The organism is Vreelandella arcis, from assembly GCF_900103865.1.
Lineage (GTDB): Bacteria > Pseudomonadota > Gammaproteobacteria > Pseudomonadales > Halomonadaceae > Vreelandella > Vreelandella arcis.
On record NZ_FNII01000008.1, the window covers coordinates 1 to 22,571 of the forward strand.

General features: G+C 56.5%; 22 protein-coding genes. 13 read left to right on the forward strand and 9 right to left on the reverse strand.

Annotated elements, in window-relative coordinates; translation table 11 throughout:
* The 6 genes from BLR97_RS10735 to BLR97_RS10765 all read left to right on the forward strand — a co-directional run.
* The coding region (locus BLR97_RS10735) for a methionine adenosyltransferase domain-containing protein (protein WP_170833015.1) at positions 1 to 267 on the forward strand (267 nt) is incomplete at its 5' end.
* 29 nt (positions 268 to 296) lie between these two features.
* Positions 297 to 641, forward strand: coding sequence for a putative quinol monooxygenase (locus BLR97_RS10740; RefSeq protein ID WP_089706195.1), 345 nt, complete (start codon positions 297 to 299; stop codon positions 639 to 641).
* 77 nt (positions 642 to 718) lie between these two features.
* The gene (locus BLR97_RS10745) at positions 719 to 1,186 is read left to right on the forward strand and encodes an S-ribosylhomocysteine lyase (RefSeq protein WP_089706198.1); all 468 of its coding nucleotides are present in this window, start codon (positions 719 to 721) and stop codon (positions 1,184 to 1,186) included.
* A gap of 658 nt (positions 1,187 to 1,844) precedes the next feature.
* Positions 1,845 to 2,078: a hypothetical protein gene (locus BLR97_RS10755; RefSeq protein ID WP_089706204.1), complete on the forward strand. Its 234-nt coding sequence runs from the start codon at positions 1,845 to 1,847 to the stop codon at positions 2,076 to 2,078.
* A 56-nt stretch (positions 2,079 to 2,134) separates the two neighbouring features.
* Complete coding sequence (locus BLR97_RS10760) at positions 2,135 to 3,751, forward strand: peptide chain release factor 3 (RefSeq protein WP_089706207.1); 1,617 nt, start codon at positions 2,135 to 2,137, stop codon at positions 3,749 to 3,751.
* Between the two features lie 52 nt (positions 3,752 to 3,803).
* On the forward strand, positions 3,804 to 5,879 hold the full coding sequence (locus BLR97_RS10765) for a HelD family protein (RefSeq protein ID WP_089706210.1): 2,076 nt from the start codon (positions 3,804 to 3,806) through the stop codon (positions 5,877 to 5,879).
* Here the strand turns inward: BLR97_RS10765 and BLR97_RS10770 are convergent.
* The 4 genes from BLR97_RS10770 to BLR97_RS10785 all read right to left on the reverse strand — a co-directional run bounded on the left by BLR97_RS10770 (position 5,876) and on the right by BLR97_RS10785 (position 10,065).
* Complete coding sequence (locus tag BLR97_RS10770; protein ID WP_139172933.1) at positions 5,876 to 6,331, reverse strand: hypothetical protein; 456 nt, start codon at positions 6,329 to 6,331, stop codon at positions 5,876 to 5,878. The genes BLR97_RS10765 and BLR97_RS10770 overlap by 4 nt on opposite strands.
* Before the next feature lie 46 nt (positions 6,332 to 6,377).
* Entirely contained in the window at positions 6,378 to 7,538 is a 1,161-nt protein-coding gene (cfa, locus tag BLR97_RS10775) for a cyclopropane fatty acyl phospholipid synthase (RefSeq protein ID WP_089706216.1), read from the reverse strand.
* A gap of 157 nt (positions 7,539 to 7,695) precedes the next feature.
* Positions 7,696 to 8,556, reverse strand: coding sequence for a universal stress protein (locus BLR97_RS10780; protein ID WP_089706219.1), 861 nt, complete (start codon positions 8,554 to 8,556; stop codon positions 7,696 to 7,698).
* An 18-nt stretch (positions 8,557 to 8,574) separates the two neighbouring features.
* Complete coding sequence (locus BLR97_RS10785) at positions 8,575 to 10,065, reverse strand: SulP family inorganic anion transporter (protein WP_089706222.1); 1,491 nt, start codon at positions 10,063 to 10,065, stop codon at positions 8,575 to 8,577.
* 513 nt (positions 10,066 to 10,578) lie between these two features.
* On the opposite strand from BLR97_RS10785, the gene BLR97_RS10790 reads away from it, so the two are divergent.
* Positions 10,579 to 11,592 (forward strand): isocitrate dehydrogenase, encoded by a 1,014-nt coding sequence (locus tag BLR97_RS10790; RefSeq protein ID WP_089706225.1) that lies wholly within the window; start codon positions 10,579 to 10,581, stop codon positions 11,590 to 11,592.
* 78 nt (positions 11,593 to 11,670) lie between these two features.
* On the opposite strand, the gene BLR97_RS10795 is transcribed toward BLR97_RS10790, so the two are convergent.
* Positions 11,671 to 13,776: a heavy metal translocating P-type ATPase gene (locus tag BLR97_RS10795; RefSeq protein ID WP_089706228.1), complete on the reverse strand. Its 2,106-nt coding sequence runs from the start codon at positions 13,774 to 13,776 to the stop codon at positions 11,671 to 11,673.
* Positions 13,777 to 13,844: 68 nt separating this feature from the next.
* Between BLR97_RS10795 and BLR97_RS10800 the strand changes: the two genes are divergently transcribed.
* Positions 13,845 to 14,309, forward strand: a complete 465-nt coding sequence (locus BLR97_RS10800; RefSeq protein WP_089706231.1) for a MerR family transcriptional regulator — start codon at positions 13,845 to 13,847, stop codon at positions 14,307 to 14,309.
* Positions 14,310 to 14,323: 14 nt separating this feature from the next.
* On the opposite strand, the gene BLR97_RS10805 is transcribed toward BLR97_RS10800, so the two are convergent.
* From BLR97_RS10805 to BLR97_RS10815, 3 genes are all read right to left on the reverse strand, one after another.
* The gene (locus BLR97_RS10805; RefSeq protein WP_089706234.1) at positions 14,324 to 15,103 is read right to left on the reverse strand and encodes a ZIP family metal transporter; all 780 of its coding nucleotides are present in this window, start codon (positions 15,101 to 15,103) and stop codon (positions 14,324 to 14,326) included.
* Between the two features lie 52 nt (positions 15,104 to 15,155).
* The gene (locus BLR97_RS10810) at positions 15,156 to 15,740 is read right to left on the reverse strand and encodes a TetR/AcrR family transcriptional regulator (RefSeq protein ID WP_089706237.1); all 585 of its coding nucleotides are present in this window, start codon (positions 15,738 to 15,740) and stop codon (positions 15,156 to 15,158) included.
* Between the two features lie 214 nt (positions 15,741 to 15,954).
* A complete protein-coding gene (locus BLR97_RS10815; protein ID WP_089706240.1) occupies positions 15,955 to 16,911 on the reverse strand; it encodes a sulfurtransferase in 957 nt (318 codons plus the stop codon).
* 253 nt (positions 16,912 to 17,164) lie between these two features.
* On the opposite strand from BLR97_RS10815, the gene BLR97_RS10820 reads away from it, so the two are divergent.
* The 5 genes from BLR97_RS10820 (at position 17,165) to BLR97_RS10840 (ending at position 21,504) form a co-directional block, all read left to right on the forward strand.
* Positions 17,165 to 19,456, forward strand: a complete 2,292-nt coding sequence (locus BLR97_RS10820) for a PqqD family peptide modification chaperone (RefSeq protein ID WP_089706242.1) — start codon at positions 17,165 to 17,167, stop codon at positions 19,454 to 19,456.
* Positions 19,457 to 19,513: 57 nt separating this feature from the next.
* On the forward strand, positions 19,514 to 19,765 hold the full coding sequence (locus BLR97_RS10825) for a hypothetical protein (RefSeq protein ID WP_089706244.1): 252 nt from the start codon (positions 19,514 to 19,516) through the stop codon (positions 19,763 to 19,765).
* Positions 19,766 to 19,842: 77 nt separating this feature from the next.
* Positions 19,843 to 20,394: a DinB family protein gene (locus BLR97_RS10830; RefSeq protein ID WP_089706247.1), complete on the forward strand. Its 552-nt coding sequence runs from the start codon at positions 19,843 to 19,845 to the stop codon at positions 20,392 to 20,394.
* A 109-nt stretch (positions 20,395 to 20,503) separates the two neighbouring features.
* Entirely contained in the window at positions 20,504 to 21,058 is a 555-nt protein-coding gene (locus BLR97_RS10835; RefSeq protein WP_211605117.1) for a DUF302 domain-containing protein, read from the forward strand.
* A gap of 11 nt (positions 21,059 to 21,069) precedes the next feature.
* Complete coding sequence (locus BLR97_RS10840; protein ID WP_089706254.1) at positions 21,070 to 21,504, forward strand: DoxX family protein; 435 nt, start codon at positions 21,070 to 21,072, stop codon at positions 21,502 to 21,504.
* Between the two features lie 120 nt (positions 21,505 to 21,624).
* Here the strand turns inward: BLR97_RS10840 and BLR97_RS10845 are convergent, their stop codons facing one another.
* Positions 21,625 to 22,407: a YiiX/YebB-like N1pC/P60 family cysteine hydrolase gene (locus BLR97_RS10845; RefSeq protein WP_089706257.1), complete on the reverse strand. Its 783-nt coding sequence runs from the start codon at positions 22,405 to 22,407 to the stop codon at positions 21,625 to 21,627.
* Between the last annotated feature and the right edge of the window lie 164 nt (positions 22,408 to 22,571).

Below are 22,571 nucleotides of genomic sequence, written 5' to 3' on the forward strand. Positions count from 1 at the left end.
GGCACCGGTAAGGTGAGCGACGCACACATAGTCGATCTGGTACGCGAGCACTTTGACCTGCGTCCCTACGCGATCACCAAGATGCTTGACCTGCTGCACCCGATGTATCAACTGACCGCTGCCTATGGGCATTTCGGTCGTGCACCGTTTGAGCACAGCTACACCTGGGTAGACGACAAAGGCGAAGCGCGCAAAGAGACCTTTATGGCCTTCCCGTGGGAAAGCACCGACAAAGCCGACGCACTACATCGGGCAGCCGCGCAGTAATTTACCCCGCGACGCCACAGGAGAAATTTATGTCGAGTAAGATTTACTGTATTGCCAACTTTAAACCTAAGCCTGGCAAGGAAAAAGATGTATTCAAGTCGTTACAAGTGTTAGAAGCTAACACCCGGCGTGAAGACGGCTGCTTGCAGTACACCGTCACAAGACACATTGATCACCCTAACGCCAAAGGGGCGAGCTACCCGATCGTCTTTCACGAGATTTGGGCCAGTCGAGGCGCGTTTGAGGCTCACTGCAACCGGCAGGAGATTAAGCAATTTTTTGCAGACCAGGTAGAAGCAGAAGACGGAAACATCGACCACGCCAATGTATGCGTGTACACCGATGAACCGCACAATTTTGATGCGCCTCGGTAAAAAAATACTGCTCGCCAATTTACCGCTGAAGAGTTATCAACATTTTCTACGCACACTAACCACAGGATACCCACAGCATGACCGAGCAAAAAATGAACGTTGAGAGCTTTAATCTGAACCACACTAAGGTAAAAGCGCCCTATGTACGCTTAGCCGATATTAAAGCCGGGCAAAACGGCGACCGCATTCATAAATACGATCTACGAATTTGCCAACCTAATCGTGCTCACATGGAAATGCCCGCCCTGCACTCCCTAGAGCATTTAATGGCAGAGCTTTCGCGTAATCATTCAGATAAGGTCGTGGACATCAGCCCCATGGGTTGCCAAACCGGTTTCTACATCGCAATGATTAATCATGACAACTATGATGACGTCTTAACTATTATTGAAAGAACATTGAACGACGTACTAGATGCTGAAGAAGTACCCGCTTGTAACGAAATGCAATGCGGTTGGGCGGCAAGCCATAGTTTAGACGGTGCTCAGGCACTCGCCCGTGACCTGCTCAGCAAGCGAAACGAGTGGACAAGCGTATTCGCTTGAACATCGCAAAAATAGCGGCGGCGAAAATCATCTACTCAAGAGACGGAAAAGTCATTAAGGTAATGATGTGTTAGGTAAGTAAACTAATAGCTAGCCCAATGAACCATCCCGACATCAATGCCGCAAAATGATCATACGCCTTGAAGATATTCGCGCCGCGCTTATCGAGGAACACTTCGATATAGCCACGCAATCGCCTAAAGTTATGCTTGAGGGGCCTTATCTAGGCCCGTTACTGCGTAATTCAATTGGCTTCCAGACAGCTGACATAGCACCGCAAAACAAACAGGATGTCCTACGCTCTATTGATGAAACTTTGCATCAGCTTGACCAGGGCCGATATGGTCAATGCCTGACGTGCCACGAATGGATACCCCTGGCACAGTTGCAGCTGGAGCGGCGCTGCTTGGATTGCGCGCTGGCTTGAACAGCCCAGCAAACGCGTCAAGGAACACCAATGAACAACCACGGTCTACGTAGTCTGGATACTAGGCGTTAACCCCCAGATACCTTAATTCCAAGGTCGCTGGTAACTGTAGAGGTTATTTATGATTCAGTTACAGCTCATCCCCATTACCTCCCGCCCCCATTGCCCTCCTTCACCACCCTAGACATCGTTTTTCCTTTTGCTATTTCATTTTTTGATTAAGGAAAACGCATGTATAGCCACACAACTATCGTTCCCGATGTGGGCGAGCTTTCATCTCAAGATGGATGGATTAGCGTTCATCATCATTTACCTATTGATCCGCGTGCTCACCTACTAGTGGTCTATCAAGACATTCACGGTTCGGGCGTTACCTCAGCTATTTTAGAAAAAGGTCGGTTCCTCAGCACCACTAATCGAGCACTGGTGCGCGGCGTGAAGACTTGGCGGTACATGCACGATTAGAGCAGCTTTTACCTCGTCGCATTGATGAATATTCACCCAAGCTGGTCTGATCCAATATGCCTCTAGAAAATACGAACCACAGCGATACTATTTTACAGCGTGAAGTAAAGCGTCGACGCACTTTCGCAATCATTTCGCACCCTGACGCCGGTAAAACCACTCTGACTGAAAAGCTTTTAATGTATGGCGGCGCAATACGCTCTGCGGGTACGGTAAAAGCCAAGAAAAGCCAGCAATTTGCAACGTCAGACTGGATGGAAGTAGAAAAGCAGCGCGGTATTTCTGTCGCCAGCTCTGTCATGCAATTCGAGCACCAGAATTGTGTCATTAACCTGTTGGATACCCCCGGTCACCAAGACTTTTCCGAAGATACCTATCGCGTACTTACCGCAGTCGATGCGGCGTTAATGGTGATTGATGCCGCCAAGGGCGTCGAAGCGCAAACCATTAAGCTGCTCGAAGTCTGTCGTCTGCGTAAAACACCGGTCATTACGTTCATCAATAAAATGGATCGCGAAGTTCGCGACCCTTTAGAGCTAATTGACGAAATTGAAAATATTCTGAAGCTATCGTGCGCCCCCATTACTTGGCCGGTGGGCATGGGCAAGGACTTTGCGGGTGTCTACGACCTGCAACAGGCCCAAATGCTTAAATTTACACCCGGTGAAAATCAGCGGGATCAGGAAGAAATAGAAGTGCTGGATGGTGCCGATCACCCCTATCTACGCAACCACTATCCAATCGCCCACGCCACTTTTAAAGAAGAATTAGACATTATAGAAGCCGCCGCCACCCCATTCGATCAACAGTCCTTTTTAGATGGCGATGTTTCGCCTGTCTTTTTTGGCTCGGCAATCAATAATTTCGGCGTCCGCGATATTTTAAAAGCATTAGTTGAATGGGCACCCTCACCGCGCCCTCGCCCAGCACGTCAGCGTATTGTTTATCCAGACGCCACCGATTTCACGGGCATCGTGTTCAAAATACAAGCCAATATGAACCCGCAACATCGTGATCGTATCGCCTTTCTACGTATTTGCTCAGGCGAATATCAACAAGGTTTGAAAGTTAAACATGTACGCAGCGCAAAGCCTATTCGTCTTGATCACGCCATTACCTTTATGGCCCAAGAACGTGCTCATCTTTCCAGTGCCTACGCGGGGGATATTATTGGCATTCCCAATCACGGAAAGCTGCGTATCGGAGACGTTCTTACCCAAGGCGAAATGGTTGAGTTAGAGGGCATACCTCACTTTTCACCAGAGATTTTCAAAGTTGCCCGGCTCAACGACCCCCTTCGAGCAAAACAGCTTAATAAAGCCCTAAAAGAACTTGGTGAGGAAGGCACCATCCAGGTCTTTGACCCTCTGGAAAAAACCGGCATTGTACTAGGAGCAGTTGGCCAGTTGCAGTTTGAAACTGTGGCGCATCGCTTGCTGACCGAATACAAAATTGATGCAACGTTTGAAACCGTGCCCATCAAAAAAGCGTTCTGGATAGACGGACAAGACGCTCATGTAAAAAGGTTTTCTCAAGCCAACACCAATCGTTTAGCGCGCGATGCGTCAGGTGCACTGGCCTTCATGTCACCCAACAATGCGGTACTGGAAGTTACCATGGAAAAATGGCCGGATATTACCTTCCAAAGCACACGAGAAATCGGTGCCGTATAACGATAACGGCACATGTCACACACTTAACTGACGAATCCCGCGTACAGATACCATGACGACTTCCAATGACCAACCCCAGCGCGACGCCGAGCAGCGTCATCTTCACGATATTCTGCAGCGCATCCGCGCCAATATCAGCGAGCTTGATGAGCGACTCACCGCCTACGCAGACGATATTCAGTCGCAAAAAGAGTATCTGTGGAACAGCCGCGACGAGATGGATCACATTGAAAAGATCTCGGCACGCGAATCCATTCAACAGTCGGTGATGACCGGCGACAACGCGTTAACACGACGCAAACGGCTGGAAAAGCTTAAGGATTCGCCCTACTTTGGGCGCTTCGACTTTACCCGCCACGGTAGTCAGGAACCCATTTACATTGGCGTCCATCACTTTCGCGACGATCTGGCTGGACAAAACCGCGTCTATGACTGGCGCGCGCCTATCGCCTCGCTGTTCTACGACTACGAAACCGGCCCGGCGGTCTACGCAAGCCCGGAGGGCAACGTGGCGGGGGAAATTACCCTTAAGCGCCAGTTTCGCATCAAGGGCAGCGCTATTGAGCTGATGATCGACAGCGCGGTTCACGTGGTGGACGATGTACTGCAGGACGAGCTGAGTCGCGCCTCGGACGAGGGCATGAAGAACATTGTTGCCACGATCCAGCGCGACCAGAATGCCATTATCCGTAACGACGAAGCCAATGTGCTGATCATTCAGGGTGTAGCGGGATCGGGCAAAACATCCATTGCGCTGCACCGGATTGCCTATCTGCTCTACCGCTTCAAGGATACTCTGTCGTCTGAAGACATTCTGATCATTTCGCCCAACCGCGTGTTTGCCGATTACATTTCCAACGTACTGCCGGAACTTGGCGAGGAAACGGTCAACGAAATCGGCATGGAAGACCTGGCAGACGAGCTGCTTGACGGCCAATACCGATTTGAGACCTTTTTCGAGCAGACCACCGCCCTGCTGGAAAAAAACGACGAAGCGATGAAAGCACGCCTGCGCTTCAAGGCCTCGACAGACTTTCTCGCCCAGCTGGATCAGTATGCTGCCCACGTTGAGGCAAACCGTTTCAGCGCCGAGGACATATGGATCGCCCGGCGTCTTGTGCCCGCCTGGCTGCTGGAGGAGGTATTTCGCAAGCACCGCCACCTCCCGACCAACGAGCGGGTTAAGCAGGTCTGCTGGGAAATTGAGCGAAAAATCGGCAATCAGTACAACTACGACCTGGAGCGCGAGGAGCGCAATACGCTGAAGGCAGCGGTCAAGAACATGCTTAAGCAGTCCACCCTGCGCGAGACCTACAAAGGCTTTTACCAATGGCTCGGGCAGCCCGAGATGTTCAAGACCGCGTCGCGCGGGCGGCTTGAGTATGCCGATGTCTTTCCGCTGATCTATCTGAAAATGCGTCTGGAGAGCGTGCAGTCAACGTGGCGTAACGTTAAACACCTGCTGATCGATGAAATGCAGGACTACACGCCAGTGCAATATGCCGTGATTGGGCGACTGTTCTCATGCAAGAAAACCATCCTGGGCGATGCCTACCAGTCGGTGAACCCTTACAGCGCCTCTAAAGCAGAGGAAATTCGACAGGTGCTACGCCAGGCTATGTGCGTCACGCTCAACAAGAGCTACCGCTCCAGCATCGAGATCACCCACTTCGCCCAGCAAATTGCTTATAACCCCGATCTTGAAGCGATTGAGCGCCACGGCGAGCCGCCTAGTGTCAAGCGCTATGCTAATCGCCAGGCAGAACTTGCCGCGATTGCCGACATGGCTCGTGCGTTTACAAAATCCGACCACAACACGCTGGGGATTGTGTGCAAAACCCAGAAACAGGCGCGCAAAGTGTTTGACGCTCTGAATGGCGAGTTTGACCGTTTGCAGCTGTTAAGCGAACAGAGTGCCGCCTTTGGTCAGGGGATTATCATCTGTACCGCGCACATGGCCAAGGGACTGGAATTTGACCGGGTGATTGTGCCGGACGTTAGCGAAAAAAATTACGCCACCGACATGGAACGCAACTTACTATACGTCGCTTGCACAAGGGCAATGCACCGCTTAGACCTGACCCATACCGGCCTACCAACGGCATTTCTCGCAAGAGAAATAGCCTAGCTAGACTGAAAAAGATCGTGTGCACGAATTTCATCATCAACTACTAACTGTAAGTGGCGTAAATGACGTAGATGGGGCAGCGCCTCGTCGACGCCAGCCAACGCATAGGATAATGCATCAGCGCTGGCTACTAGACCGTCAGCGCTTCCTGGCATGGAGAGCGATAATGAGACGAGTTCTTTCTGATCGGCAACAGTTAACACTCTTCGGTAACACTGCTGCTGCTGCCACTGCGCCTCCGCATCTACTGTCTCAGGAGGCGCGAATTTAATCGTTTTTGGCCCTTGCTGGAAATGTGACGACAATCCCCACGCTTCACCAATCACCTCGTTTCCTAAAGAAGCGATTTGTTGAGGTGTCGCGGGTATCGCCGTTGCCGACATTTTAGTGAACTCATGGTCTGAGGATTGAATCTCAACGTTAACCGCAGAACGTTTTAACGAAAGCATCATTTTCCTCTGTAATGGTTAATTGAGCTGCGAGGCTGACCTTCCATAACTAACTCACGCGTTCGTAACCACCCGCTACGCCTTTTTTACTGAACACAAACTGCCAAAGCTGGATTTCACGGGCGCGGAAGGCGCCCGCACAGCTAAGCAAGTAGTAGCGCCACATGCGGTAAAAGGTGTAATCAAAACGGTCACGAAACGCGGGCCAGTTGGCTTCAAAATTGGCATGCCAAGCCATGAGCGTCTTGTCGTAGTCGGCCCCAAAGTTGTGGACGTCTTCTACGACAAACAACCCTTCCGCCGCATCGGTGACTTGACCCAAGACCGGCAACTCACCATTGGGAAAAATATACTTATCAATCCACGGGTCGCACGCCGTGGCGCGTAGATTTTTACCAATGGTGTGAAGCAGAAAAAGGCCATCGTCTTTCAGGCAGCGATGAGCAACGTCCATAAATTCGCGATAGTTTTTATGCCCAACATGCTCGAACATGCCAATACTCACGATACGATCAAACTGTTCGGTTTCGTCACGGTAATCTTTCAGACGAAACTCGACGGGCAAGCCATTTTGCATCAGGCTCTTTCCGTATTCTGCCTGCTCCCGAGAGATGGTCAACCCGACGCATTCAACCCCGTAATGCTCGGCGGCGTAAGCCATAAAACTGCCCCAACCGCAGCCGATATCCAGCACCCGCATGCCGGGCTCTAACTGCAATTTACGGCAGATCAGGTCGAGCTTAGCCTCTTGCGCTTCATCGAGGGTGTTGGCGTTTTTCCAATAACCGCAAGTGTAGGTCATGCGCTGATCGAGCATAGCGGCATAAAAGTCGTTGCCTAGATCGTAATGCTTTTCGCCCACTTCCCAGGCGCGTTTAGCACTCTGACGATTAAGCAGCCTAGCCCGCAGTGCATGATAAGTTAACTGCATTGGCTTAATCCGTTGGTGAAGCTGAGCACGCATCAAGCGATAAAAGAATTGATCCAGCGACTCGGCGTCCCAATCGCCATTCATGTAGCTCTCGCCGAAGCCTAAATTACCTCGCGAGAGTGCAGTATCGATAACGCCTGGCGCTTTTAGTTGAATATCCCACGGCCGTTCGCCGTTGATCTCAATCTCCGCTTGTTTAAATAAATGAGCGAAGAAGCGATGGGAAGATAAGCGCTCGTCAAAAACCACGCGTGTTTTTTCTAAGGTTGGTAAATTCAAGGTAACACCCCTCGTATCCCCGTGAGTGAATCCGTAACACCTTTTCTTTAAGCATAGAACCATCTACGACGTTGGTGAAATATCCTGCACGATCAATGACTCCACAATGGCCAAAAAAAAGCCGGCCCTCATGAAGAGGGCCGGCTTTTGGGGAGAACTAGCGCAATATCAGTACAGGAATAGTGCTCTTACGCAGCATCTCCGTGGTGGTACTGCCCACCAACAGGTGGCGAATGCGTGAATGCCCGTAGGCCCCCATGATCATCATGTCGATGTCGTTATCTTTTGCGTAGGCGTGAAGCGTGGTTTCCACTTCACCAGCACGAATTGCTCCTTCAGCCTCATGCCCGGCGTCGCGCAACGTGGTTAATGCCCACTCCAATTGCGAGCTATGTTCGCCGGTATTCGCGCCTACGATTACCACATGGCAGGCGATACCGTTAAACAACGGGCTCTTGGCCAACATTTCGATGCCCGTACGTGCTGTTTTGCTGCCGTCGAAGGCCATCATCACCTTCTCCGGGGTTTTAAAGCCGCCCCGGGGCACCATCAAAATAGGCCGATGCATTTCGCGCACCACGCGCTCAAGGTTTGAGCCCAGGTGCCCGCTGGCCTGGTCGGCGGTTTCGCCGCGTTTTCCCATGACCAATAAGCGTACGTCTTTTTCGAGCTCAACCAAGGTTTCCACCAGCGTGCCATTACGCTGACGCGTGGCGGGGTCGGCAATGCCGTCTTCGATCGCACGCGCCTTGGCTGCGTCCAGCATCAACTTGCCTTGCTCGCGGTTAATTTTGGCCCGCTGCTCGTCAAGGTCGGAAAGCTCCTCCATGAGCTTTTCCCGTGCGCCGAGGCGCAGACTCCCTGACAGGTTGGCGTCTTCGCTGGTTTGCGGATGGTTGTCCACCACGTGGACGAACACCAGCGGTGCGTTCAGCGCCTGGCTGGCCCAGGCGGCATAGTCGCATACGCTTTCAGAAAACTGTGAACCGTCGATCGCGGCTAATACTTGTTCAGACATTGTGTGCTCCTTGCCTTGTTAGTGACCGCCCATGAGTTTTTCAACCGCGACGGGGTCATCGTGTACAGCGTAACGATCCACTACGGTGGCGCTGGCTTCATTGAGGCCAATCAACTCAACCTCGGTACCTTCCCGGCGGAATTTGATCACCACCCGATCCAGCGCTTGGACAGCGGTGATATCCCAGAAGTGAGCACGAGACAGATTGATAGTCACCTTATCGACGCTTTCTTTAAAATCGAAAGCCCCAATGAAGCGCTCAGAAGAGGCGAAGAATACTTGGCCCACGACTTGATATTCGCGCTCTGTGCCGGGCTCTACTTCCTTGGAGCCGATGTACATGATGTTGCCGACCTTGTTGGCGAAGAACATCGCTGCCAACAGCACGCCCACGAATACGCCAATTGCCAAGTTATGGGTACCCACAGTGACCACCACAGTGGCGACCATGACAAAGTTGGTACTCATCGGGTGTTTCTTCAGGTCGCGAATCGACTCCCAGCTAAAGGTGCCCACGGCCACCATAATCATGACCGCTACCAGCGCCGCCATAGGGATTTGCGAGACCCAGTCCGCGAGGAACACCACCATCAGCAACAACGCAATCCCTGCAATTAGCGTTGAGGTGCGACGACGACCGCCGGATTTAATGTTGATCACCGATTGGCCGATCATCGCACAACCCGCCATGCCGCCAATCAGGCCCGAACCAATATTGGCAATGCCCTGGCCTTTACACTCGCGGTTTTTATCGCTTTTAGTATCAGTTAAATCGTCGATGATCGTGGCGGTCATCATTGATTCCAACAGCCCGACAACGGTCAGCATCAACGCGGTAGGTAAAATAATCATCAAGGTTTCAAAGTTCAGCGGTACGTCTGGCCACAGGAAGATAGGCAGGCTATCGGGGAGCTCGCCCATATCGCCCACGCTACGAATCTCCATGCCGGTCATCATATATACCGCCGTCAGCACAACGATGCACACCAGCGGCGACGGAATCATTTTGCCGAGCACCGGTACATAGGGAAAGCCGTAGATAATCGCCAAGCCTGCGGCGGTCATCGCATAGACGTGCCAGGTAACATCGGTTAATTCAGGCAGCTGCGCCATAAAAATCAGAATCGCCAGCGCATTTACGAACCCGGTCACCACCGACCGCGAGACAAAGCGCATCAGGTCGGCAAGTTTTAAATACCCGGCGACGATTTGCAGCACACCTGTTAACAGGGTCGTGGCTAATAGATACTCAAGGCCATGCTCTTTGACCAGCGTAATCATCAACAGCGCCATGGCCCCCGTAGCAGCCGAAACCATGCCTGAGCGGCCGCCGGCAAAGGCAATAATCACACAAATTGCAAAAGACGCGTAAAGCCCGACTTTGGGGTCTACCCCCGCAATGATAGAGAACGCAATCGCCTCGGGAATCAGGGCTAGCGCAACGACGATACCTGCCAGGGTGTCACCCTTCAGGTTCGAGAGCCAAGACTGTTTAAATTTTTCGTACATGCGGGGGATCCATAGTTGAGGGTTAACCACAGGCCGCTATCGTGAGGCGTAAAACGTCCCAGGGCGGCACACGAAGCTTGTCGATTGAATAGATAGTGACGCGCGATGACGTCAAGTCACGGCGAAAGCGGTATGTAAGTATACCGTTTGGCGATGACAGCTCAGTGAAGGTGCCATGCGCACAAAATAGGAAGGGTAGCCTAGGGTGGAGTCATCAGCCCTGAGGTGGCAAATGCCGGTAACGTCATAAAAAGGTCACTGTGTGTTAACACGATTCAGCAATGTGGTCGCCATCGGCGCGCCACAGGCCATGGCAGAAAGCGCAGTATACTAACAGTAATTTTACAACGCTGCACCCGTCAGAGTCTTGTCACACAGTGTTAGGGGGCGTGTTCGACCACCGCAGGGTGCCCAAGCCCATCACTTTGGCGTACCATTATAACGTGAATATCAACTAATCAAGTCCCAACTTTCCACGTTGAAGCGGCAATCCGCCGAGTAGAGGAGCAGTAGATGAGCCAATCCATAGCAGTGATCAAAGGCGACGGTATCGGCCCCGAAATCATGGACGCCACACTCCGCGTCTTGGACGCCCTTGACTGTGGTTTGCAGTATGAATTTGTCGACGCCGGGCTGGGCGCGCTGGAGAAGCACGGCACGCTGATTCCTAAGGAATCGTTGGATGCCATCGAAAAGCACAGCATTGCGTTGAAAGGCCCCCTCACCACGCCGATCGGCAAAGGCTTCTCCTCGATCAACGTGCAACTACGTCGCCACTTTGACCTCTACGCCAACGTGCGCCCAGCCATCAGCTTCCCCGGCACGCGTTCGCGCTACGACGATATCGACATGATTACCGTGCGCGAAAACACCGAAGGTGCTTACCTCGCCGATGGCCAGGAATATACCGATGATGGCAACACCGCACTGTCGGTCATCAAGGTGACCCGCAAGGGCTCCGAGCGCATCGTACGCTACGCCTTTGAACTGGCGCGCAGCCAGAACCGCAAGAAGGTCACGGCGGTGCACAAGGCCAACATCATCAAAACCAGCTCGGGGCTGTTTTTGGATATCGCCCGTGAAATCGCCGAGGAATATCCGGAAATCGAATTCCAGGAAATGATCGTCGATAACGCCTGCATGCAGTTGGTCATGAACCCGCACCAGTTCGACGTGGTGGTGACCACCAACCTGTTTGGCGATATTATTTCTGACCTCTGCGCAGGCCTGGTCGGTGGCTTGGGCCTGGCTCCGGGCGCCAACATCGGCGAGAAAGCAGCGATTTTTGAAGCGGTACACGGCTCGGCGCCGGACATTACCGGCAAGAAAATTGCCAACCCGTGCGCCCTGCTGCTCGCCGCCGCGCAAATGCTCGACCATCTGGGCATGCCCGAGAAAGGCACCGCCATCCGCCAAGGGATTCGTACCGTGCTGGAAACCCGCAACGACATGGTCACCCCGGATATGGGCGGCACCGGCAATACCGATTCCTTCGCAGAGGCGCTGGTCGAGTACGTCGGCCGTTAACACTCAAGGCCTCTCGATCACGACCTTGCTACCTGGCCGCCCGCGGGCGGCCAGTGCTTTACGCCATGATCCGCTTGATTAACGGAACCGGTAGCCGAGCAGACGCATCGCATTGAGCGTCACCAGCACGGTGGCACCGGTGTCCGCCATGACCGCCACCCACATCCCGGTCACGCCCAACAGCGTCGACACCAGAAATATCGCTTTGAAGCCCAACGCCAGCACCACGTTGGTCTTGACGTTGCGTAGCGTGGCTCGCGATAGCCCGACCAGCTCGGCGACGCCCATCACGCGATTTTTGAGCAGCGCCGCATCGGCGGTCTCAAGCGCCACGTCGGTACCGCCACCCATGGCAATCCCCACGTCGGCGGCCGCCAGCGCCGGGGCATCGTTGATACCATCACCCACTTTTCCCACCGGCCCCAGGCCCTGCGCCTGCCAGTCCCGCACCCGCTGCGCCTTGTCCTCGGGCATCAGCTCGCCTTCGGCTTCAATACCCAACTGCTCGCCCATCGCCGACACCGTACGGGCGTTGTCGCCGCTGAGCATCACCACGCTAATCCCCAGACGGTTGAGCGCGTCGATCGCGGCGGGGGTATCCTCGCGGGGTTCGTCGCGCAACGCCAGCATGCCCAGGGCACGCTCGCCGTCAAGCAGCAAGACAACCGTTTTGCCCTGCGCCTCCAGCGCGGCGATTCGCGCTGTCTGGGCCTGCCCGCCTTGCCACTGGCGCGGGCTCATCAGGGTTAACTCCCGGCCCTCGAACCGACCGCTGACGCCCTGTCCGACCTGAGCTTGGCCCTCGGATGCTCTGCCCAGCGGCACGCCCGACCGTTCGGCATGCTCGACAATCGCCACCGCCATCGGGTGGCTCGAGTCCTGCTCCAGCGCGGCGGCCAGGCGGACAACCTCTTGTTCACTGGGCTCGTCCCAGCCTTCCACGTCGGTCACGCTGGGCGCCCCTGCCGTCAGAGTGCCGGTTTTATCCACGGCTACGCGCTTCAGTTTTCCCAGCTGTTCGAGCACCGCGCCGCCCTTGATCAGCAGCCCACGACGCGCCGCGGTGGAAAGCCCGGCGGCGATGGCGGCGGGCGTCGAGATGACCAGCGCGCACGGGCAGGCAATCAGCAGCAACGCCAGCGCCCGATAGACCGACTCGGACCAGGCCAGGTCGGTCAGCCAGGGCGGCACCACCGCCACCAACAGCGCAACGCCCACCACCAACGGCATGTACCAGCGAGCAAAGCGATCGATAAAGCGCGCCACGGGGGCTTTGGCGGCCTGGGCCTCTTCTACCAGATGGATAATCCGCGCGATGGTGTTATCGGCGGCCCCGCGGGTCACTTCGAGTTCCAGCGCCGCGTCGAGATTGACCGTACCCGCCCAGACGTTATCGTTGGCGGCGCGCTGCCGAGGCACGGACTCACCGTTGATCGGCGACTCGTCGAGGTGCGAGGTTCCCGAGACTATCCGCCCGTCGCAGGGCACGCGATCGCCCGGCCGCACCAGAACCCGCTGGCCGGGCGTTAACGTATCCGCCGGCACGTCACGGATGGCGTCACCCTCGAGCAGCCGCGCCGTGGCCGGGGCCAGATTGGCAAGGGCAGCAATGCGCCGACGCGCCTGCCCGGCGGCCACGCCCTCGAGCAGCTCGCCCACAGCAAACAGAAACACCACCACGGCCGCCTCGGCCGCTGCGCCGATGGTTAACGCTCCGAGGGCCGCAATGCTCATCAGCATTTCAATGGTCAGCGGGTTACCCATGCGCAGCGCGCGCCAGGCGGCCTGCCCGATCGGCACCCAGCCCACCAGCGTCGCCACAACAAACGGCCAGCTACCCACTTCCGGGAAGCTCATCGTCAGCAGCCCCGCGACCAGCAGCAGCGCCCCGCTAAACACCACCAGTTGCCCTTTGGGCGTGCGCCACCAGGGTGGCGACGATGATGCCTTGGGCGAGGCGTCCACCACCGGGTAGCCCAGCTTTGCCAGCGTTTGCGACAGGGTGTCGTGATCCAGCGCATGACCGGTAACGCTCACCGTTCCGTTCATGCTTGAGGCGCTGACCTGCTCCACCTGGGGCAGGCGGTTAAGCGCCGTTTCGACGTTACGTTCGCAGCCACCACAGTCCATGCCCTGAACGTTCAGGCGCAGGGTATCGCGGGGGGTATCCTGACGGGTTGTCATGGCATCGTCCTTCCCAGTCGGTTATCTTGGGAATAGCCTAATACCTGTAGTCACTAGAGGTTCAAGCCATGACCAGCACGTCCAGCCATGCCGCTATTGGCATCGGCGAACTCGCCAGCCGGACCCACTGCAAGCCGGAGACCGTGCGCTATTACGAGAAGATCGGCCTGCTGCCCGCCGCCCTGCGTAATGAGGGCAACCAGCGGCGTTACAGCGAGGCAACGGTGCAGCGGTTGATGTTTATTCGTCACGCGCGGGACTTTGGTTTTTCAGTGGACGCCGTGCGGGAGCTACTCGATATGGCCGACCACCCTACCCAACCCTGTCAACAGGTGGATAGCCTGGCACGGCGACATTTGGCCGAGGTGGAGTCGCGCATTCAGCGGCTGACGGTGCTGCGCGACGAGTTACAGCGCACGGTGGCGCAGTGCGATGGGGGGAGCGTTGAGCAGTGCCGGATTATTGAAGTATTGAGCGACCACCGTTTGTGCAGCCACAACACCGCCCACGGCGGCGCTGAGGCACTGCGCTAGCGTCTGGGGCGTCGTTACGCCCCCAGCCAAACGTCGAGAAATAACATAATGACCAGGCCAATCGCCAGGCCAAACGTAGCCTTCTTCTGATGCCCGCTACGGTGGGTTTCAGGGATAATTTCGTGGCTAATGACATAGAGCATAGCGCCTGCTGCAAAGGCCATACCCCAAGGCATTAATACCTGCGACACCGAGACAATGCTCGCCCCAAACAGCCCGCCGATGGGCTCGATTAAACCAGTAAGCGCGGCAATCGACCACGACCGCCACCGGGAATACCCCTCACCCATTAACGCAATGGCCACGGCCAAGCCTTCCGGCATATTCTGCAGGCCAATGCCAATCGCCAGTGGCATGCCGCCTTCCAGGCCATTCGCGCCAAAGCCAACGCCTACCGCCATGCCTTCCGGCAAATTATGAATGGCGATGGCAAACACAAATAGCCATACCCGCCGAAGTGCTGCGGCTTCAGGACCTTCCCGCCCTTGCTGAAAATGTTCATGGGGTAAGCGTTCGTTAAGCAACGCAATTGCCCCCATACCCAGCAAAATCGCCACACAGACGATCGCGGCGGGAATCGGGCCGCCCGGATAAAAGACTTCGGCTGCATCCAGCGCCGGGAGTATTAGCGAGAAAAACGACGCCGACAACATCACGCCGGCAGCGAAGCCAAGCGAGAGATCCCGAAACGCACGATTGGGGGTTTTACCCAGCAAGACCGGCAGCGCGCCGACGGCGGTCAACGACCCCGCGATAAGGCTGCCCAAAAAACCTAATAAAAAAGTATTTTCCATGCGTCAAGAAAGCCTTGTGTCAGTAGGGATGTCATACGCTTACAGGGGCAATCTACCTTAACCCGCGCAGAATATAGTCAACGGTATGTTGGGCTTGTTGCTTGGAGGCTCCGCTCTTCATCAACAGACGCAGCCCGGACATCGACATGGTTAAAAACTGCGCGGCGCTTTGGGGGTCGTGTGCTTCGGAGATGCTGCCTTCCTGCTGAGCGCGCTTGATGACGTCATGAAAGAAGGCGGTAACGCTCGCCACGCTGTCGCGGGCGGTCTGCGCTGGCCGCGAATCCTCACCGCCCAGTTCAGTGGCGGAATTGAACAGCAGGCAGCCAAGCGCTGCCTGTTGGCTGTCGGTATCGGCGGCTGAATATAGAAGCTGCTCGATAAACGACCAGGCGTTATCGGCGGCGTCTAACTGTTCGGAAAGCGTCGCCAACAGCTCTTCGCGGTAATTCTGCAGCGCTAACAGAAACAGCGCCTCTTTATTACCGAACGCCTGGTACAGACTGCTGCGCGACAGCGCCATGGCGTCCAGCAGGTCACGCATGGAGGTATGATAGTAGCCAGAGCGCCAGAAGGTGTTAACCGCGGCCTTTAGCGCTTCCTCTGGCTGATGCTGTAGGGGTCTGCCGATGGTCATCGTCACCACTCTTGGAATCTGTTGCCCAGTGGGGCAATCACTATCTAGGACGCTAATTTAACATGCCGCAGGGGCATTAGGGGAGCCAGCCGCCCTTCGCGACAACTGGGCAAAGAAAAAGCTGCACGTAGCAGCCAATGAGAAACAGCTACGCTCATCCCTGGCGCGGCCTAGCCGAACCAGGGGTGAGACGCATGATGAAAAAGCTTAAGGCTTAGTTCAGCAGTTCTCTAACCTGCTTGATGCCTTCACGGGCGAGCTGCACCGGGCGGGAATCGCTGATAGTCCAGGCGGCCATCGAGCCGTCATACATGGCGATGTTGTCGAACTCGGCGACTTCGCTGAGCACAAACCAGTCGGTAGCGGCCCAGTGACCGGTGTTGCAGAAGGCGATCGTGCGCTCGCTGCTATCCAGCTCCACGGCATTGATGCGCGACTGCAGACCGTCGACGTCCAGATAGTAAGCGCCGTTCTGGTCATTCAGGTGCGACTGGTGGGGCAGGCTCCGCGCGCCCGGAATCGTACCGGCCACTCGTGCCGCGGGTGATTGGTTGTCACCGGCGAAATAGTCGGCGGGCCGGGCGTCGACCAGCTGCGCCTGGCTTTCCCGGGCGGCTTCCACGTCCTCGGTTGACGCAATCAGCTCCTCGCGAAGCGTGGCATCAAATTCCGCGGCATCGTAAGGCTCGGGCTCGCCGCTTGCCACGTCAAAACCCTGCTGCTCCCAGCCCGCAAAGCCACCGTTGAGGATGGCAACATCGTCGTGGCCGAGGACTTTAAGCGTCCAATACACCCGCGCCGCACTGCCGAAGTCGGTGGCGCCGGTACCGGCGGGCACAATCACCACCGCGCTGTCGTTATCGATACCCAGGTCGCCAATCAGCGTTTCCAGATCGCTCACCTCGGGCATCAAGCCCGCAACGCTGTCGCGGGTTTCGCGCCAGCCGTCATCGGTGTAGCTTGAATAGCGGCTGCCCGGAATGCGGGCCTCGGCAAAGCTTTCAGCATCGCCACCCTCATTGATGGACGAGCGCACGTCCAATACCACCAGCTCCTCTTGATCAAGGTGTTCGTTCAGCCACTGGGCATCCACCAGCGGTGTCATTTCAAGCGCATAGGCCTGGGCGGAAAACCCCAGAACGCCGACCAGGCCCAATAGTAAGCGGGACATGAAACCTCCATCGCGGTCGCGAACAAAGCTCATCGACCTGAGTAAAACAGGTAAAAGAACGATTGGTACATTAATATGATAATGGGTGATATAAAACCATTATTAAAATGCTTTTTTGGCATAACCGTATAGATAAACGTCCCCGTGGTCGTGGCAGCGGTGCAAGGTTTGCTTTTGGCGATCGCTGAAAATTTTGTGTAAGCAATCTCGCGGATCGACCACTCACTGGTATTGACCCAATAAGGAGCCCAGGATGAGCGCGCACTCAACTCCCCCACCACGCTTTTGGCTGAGCGGCAAACGCCATGCCGAGCAGGATGTTTTTTTCCGCCAGACGCTGGAAGCCAAGGGCTGGCAGCAAGGCGACGAAGCACAGTGGCAGGCAGCCTGGGTTACCGGCATGCCGCCCAGGGCGGCATTCAAGGCAACATCCCCCAGTCGGATGATGAACCACATTCCCGGCAACGCCGCGCTCACGGTCAAAAGCCGCCTGCATGCGGTGTTGAGAGCGCTGCGCGAACGCACCCGGCGCCACTACGGTGAGCCGCATCCCAATACGGAACGGCTGAATTTCTTCCCGCGCGCCTATGAAATGCCCCACGACTACCCGGCGCTGGTCGAGGACGCCGCCGCGCATCCTGAAAAGCGCTGGATTCTGAAGCCGACCAATGCGTCCAAGGGCCAAGGGGTTCAGGTGCTGCGCGACCCAACCACCGCACCGCTGGCTCCCAACTGGCTGGTGCAGGAGTACGTTGCCAACCCGCACACCATCCGCGGCCACAAGTACGTGCTGCGCCTTTATATGCTGATTGCCAGCATTGACCCGCTACGCGTGTACCTCTACGACCAGGGCTTTGCCAAGCTAGCCTCGGCGCCGTGGAGCCCGGATGACATCGACAATCCCTTTAGCCAGTTGACCAACCCCGACATCAACGCGCTCAACGTGGACGCCGAGATTCCAGTAGAGTTTATCGACCTTGACCGCTATCGCCACTGGCTTCGCGAACAGGGCCACGACGACAAGGCGCTGTTTAGCCAGCTTCAGGATCTGGCCACGCTGACCGCGCTCTCCGGCATCGAGGCGATGCGCGCCCGTTCCCGGGAAGACGGCGCCGACCCGCGAGGCTGCTACGAGCTGATCGGCCTGGACTGCCTGGTCGACGACCAGCTCAAGCCCTGGATTCTGGAGTGCAACCTGAGCCCATCGCTGGGCACCTGCGCCAAGCCCGAGCACGGCGGCGTGGTCGAAGAAGCCGTCAAAACCGGCCTGGTGCAGGACATGATCGCCCTGACCGGGCTTGATCAACCGCCTCGCGACGCGACGACCTTCGATGCCGCGGCACTGGCGGCCGAGCGTGAACGGGCCGGTGGCTTTGTGCCGCTCTACCCGACCCAGGATGCCAATCGCTACCTGCCCTTTGTCGGGCTACCCAGCCTTGCCGATTACCGTTTGGCGGCCGAGCTCGCCCCGCTGAGCCTGTCTTTCCACGGCCAGGACGTCAGCGAGCTGATCGACGGCGAGCGGCTGGCGCTTTACCACCACCCCAGCGGGCGCTACTTCCAGCTTAACGACAGCGCGGCGCTGATCTGGCTGCTGGTCAGCGAAGGCGCGCCGATCGAGACCGTGCTCGAGCAGCTCCAGGCGGCTAGCGGCGGGCAGGTCGATGCCGACACCCTTGCCGGCGATCTGTGGTCGACACTCTCGCTATGGTGGCAGCACGGCCTGCTGGCGCCTGGGGATCACGACACCGCCGAGCCCGACACGGCGTCTCCCGCTCGCGAGCATCCCGCCACCTGGCGCAGTACGCTGTTCTTTGATCAGCGCCGCTGGTCGATCAGCGCACCTCAGGGCCCCGTGGCAGAGCGTATTGCCGATACGCTGGCGCCGCTGCTGGACGCCGACGGCAATGCCCCCGACACGTCACTGCATGTCCTGGAAAGCGCCAACGGCTATTGCCTGACCAGCGACAGCCGGGTGATTCGCTCGCGCCTACACCTCGACGACATCGTCCCCGCCATCACCCAGCACTGCTTGTCCCACGCCACCAGGGACGGGCAGTTGGTACTCGACGTTGTCCTGCTGAGTCGGCCGGAGGGACATGCCGTCTGCGTTGTGCCCATCCAGCAGTCTGCCCAGGCGATGGGCACGCTGAAGGCGGTGGCGGCACAGAACGGCCTTGCCCTGACGCGCGGGGCACGCCTCTCACTGGCCGCACCGGACACCCTGGAACCGCTTAATCTACCGCTTGGGGATGCCGGGTTCCTGCTTCAGGAACGCGGCCCTTGCGTTGGGCTTTTATGGCTTGATGCCGACCCGAGCGACAGCCCGGAGGCGCCGTCGTCACTCGAGTTACTCGGCGCCCTGCTCCCCGCGGCCCTGGAAACAGCAGAACACCCACAAGGATTAAGCCCTGACGCCTTGACCGCGCTGCAGCATATGACCCAGGGCGCGCATTGTGCGCGGCTAGCCAGCACGCAGATCAAGGCCGTAGGTCAGTGGCTTGACCGGACACCGCTTTTACCCTCTTCCCACGCCGCGGTATAGCGGCAGGAAGTCGCGCCATCTGGCGCATTTGCTTGTCACACCAAAAGGAGAAGCCTCATGTCTCAACACGAAGCTAAACGTCGTTTACTGAGCCGCCTTAGCCGCCAGTTCGGCTATACCGCCCCCGCGCTTGCGCTGGTAGCGGGTGGTCTAGCCTTTCAGGCCCAGGCCGACGAACCCACCGAAGGGTTCACCTCGATGCAGGAAGCCCCCATGATGCTGGCGGAAGGCAGCGCTGAGGGCGCCGAAGAGGAAGAAATGGAAGGTGAAGGTGAAGCGGAAGGCGAAGGCGGTGCCGAAGCCGGTTAACACCGGCCTTGCCCGCTAAGATAACTGCTTCTGTGCCGGTGTCCGCACCGGCACACTTCAAGAGGAGGCTAACGACTATGTCGACATCATCACTGTCACTACTGATTGACGAAAACGTGCAAACCCTCGCCCAGCTCGCCCAACTGCTGGGCCGCGTGTCGGCACAGGATTACCAGCGCCCGCTCGGCACCAAGAGCACCCAGTCGCTGGGCAAGCATGCTCGCCACATCCTTGAACACTACCAAACCCTGCAGGATGCCTGCGCGACGGCACCTAACCAGGCAACCTTTGACTATGAAAATCGTCAGCGGGAAGCAGCACTGGAAACCCAGCCCGGCTATGCGGTTGAGCGCGCCGAAGCGCTGCAGGCGGGACTCAAGGCATTAGCGACGATGCAGCACAATGCCGCCCTGACGCTGAGCTACCCGGTTGAGGTGGGTGACGTTGACGATTTGGTGGCACTGCCCACCAGCCTGGGCCGGGAACTGGCGTTTTTAACCAGCCACAGCATTCATCATATGGCGCTGCTGGGTATGCTCTGCGAACAGTTGGGCATCGCGCTACCCGAGCACTTCGGCGTTCATCCCTCAACGCTGCGCTACTGGGCGGGGCAGCGTTTCGCTTCTTGAAAACACTCGTCCCTTTTAACTGATAAACAATGAGGCTGTAAGGGTTGGCCCCTACTAGTCACTTATCCTCGACCAGATCAAAAAAATGCAGACTGTGGGAGGATTCCTCATGCCTACTTTGCCTACTCGTGAGTCAGGTGCCTGGCGTCGCAATCAAGGATTGCTTGCTGGTGCAAGGCAACGATTATCAACCCTTTTCATGGCGTTTTTACTGTTCAGTTTTTCACTCACCTCGAATGCCGATACGGCTGTCGAATGGCCGCAGGAAGGCTGGAACGTGGTAGCAACCGATAAAACCTATGCCGACCTGGTGGACGATCTGCGCCGCGCCGTTGAACAGGCCGATATGCTGGTGGTTACCGAAGCCAGCCCAACCGACGCCGCCGCCCGGCGCGGCGAAACGATTCCCGGCAACCGGGTCATCGGCGTGTTTCGTAACGATTTTGCCGTGCGCATTATCCGCGAAAGCGTCCCCGCCATGATTGAAGCGCCACTGCGCTTTTACGTAACCGAAAATGACTCAGAGAGCGCCACGCTGTCGTGGAAGACGCCCAGCGCCGTCTTCGCTCCCTATGGGCAGGGTGACGATGATGAATTAGCGGATATTGCCAGTGAACTGGATGAGTTATTCACACGCATAGCCAACAACGCAACCGACAACTAAGGATAATTCGAATGAAAGCACTAACGCTGCTGTTCCTGCGCATCTCACTTTCCGGGCTGATGCTATTCTGGGGCGCCAACAAGCTGCTCAACACCGAAGGTAGCGCGGCAATCAGCGAAAAATACTACCTTTCGTTCATGTCCGCAGAGGCGCTTTTGTACCTTTTCGGCGCGGTACAAATCGTGATCGGATTATTGGTACTGGTGGGGCTGATGCGCCGCTGGGTACTTCCTCTACAGGTGGCGATTAACGGGGCCTCTCTGGTTGCCGTTTTCCCCTCGATCATTGACCCGCTGGGCTGGTACCTGGAAGGCACTAACTTGCTGTTCTACCCTTCGCTAATTATCTTTGCGGCCAGTTTGTTGCTTATCGCGTTTCAGCGCGAAGATCGTTGGGCGCTGGATGCCATGCATCATGACAATCGACGTACAGTACAGGCCGGTTAGGCGCTTTTACCATCGCGTAGCGATTAACGACGCCGACTGCATCAGATCCCATTGAGCCTTTGCTCAATGGGATGGTCAACGGCTGACGCGGCTACCTGTTAGCAGCTTGCCGCTGTTGGCTCATCCAGAAAGCGATAAACCGTCATGGCGCTGGTCTCGCCAGTGCAGCCGGTGCGGGTCAAAACCACTCGCCAAACGCGGTTTAATAATGTCGAAATAGGGCGATAGGTCAAAATCGCGCGGAGTAAACAACGAATAATGGCGCTGAGTCATCAGCTGATCGCTACCATCAGCTTGCGAGGTTGACGATGGATCACCCTCCTCGATGGGCAAGATCGGATAAAGCACCGATTGAAACGCCTGGGCGATCAGCGTGGAGCAGATGGCTCGGGTAGGATCACCACTCCCCAGCGTTAGGAAGCGCTTTCGAAAGCGCTGTGGCACAGGCGGCAAGGGGAAGAAATAACGTGCCAGATCAATAATATTGTGCAGATCGTAACGCTGACCAAGACGCTGGCCAACATACGCCATCAACGCCGCTATTTCTCTGTCGTTTAAACCTACCGGACGGCAGATACGCAAATGACACCCCTTGAATTCGCTTAATCCCACCAGGCGGATGCCTTCGGCGACGTCGGCTTCGACAAAGCATTCCTGTCCTTGAGCGCCGAGGCGCCGGGCTTGCTCGGCGCCCACATATAGTGCCGCATGGGACCATGACGACTGGGTCAGGTATTGGATGACCACGCTCAGTCGTGATGAACCCTCGACGAGCAAGACATCGCCCGGCTCCAACAACGACGCCACGTGCTCATCGCTTGGCCCTGAACTCAGCTGGTCATGGCGTGGGCAGGACAACCAGCAACCCATCATGTAACCCATGCGATGCAGTATTGCTTTCATCTCAGCCCCTCCCCGCCTTATCGCCATAGAGATTGGTGGGATATCCGGTCAAAACTTTACAGTTTTTTTCAACAACGGCGACGATCAGGATTTTTCGCATTGACCATTGCCATTTTTGAACCAATTGTTCCATAATCAAGAAACACAATGCAGCGATCCTGCAT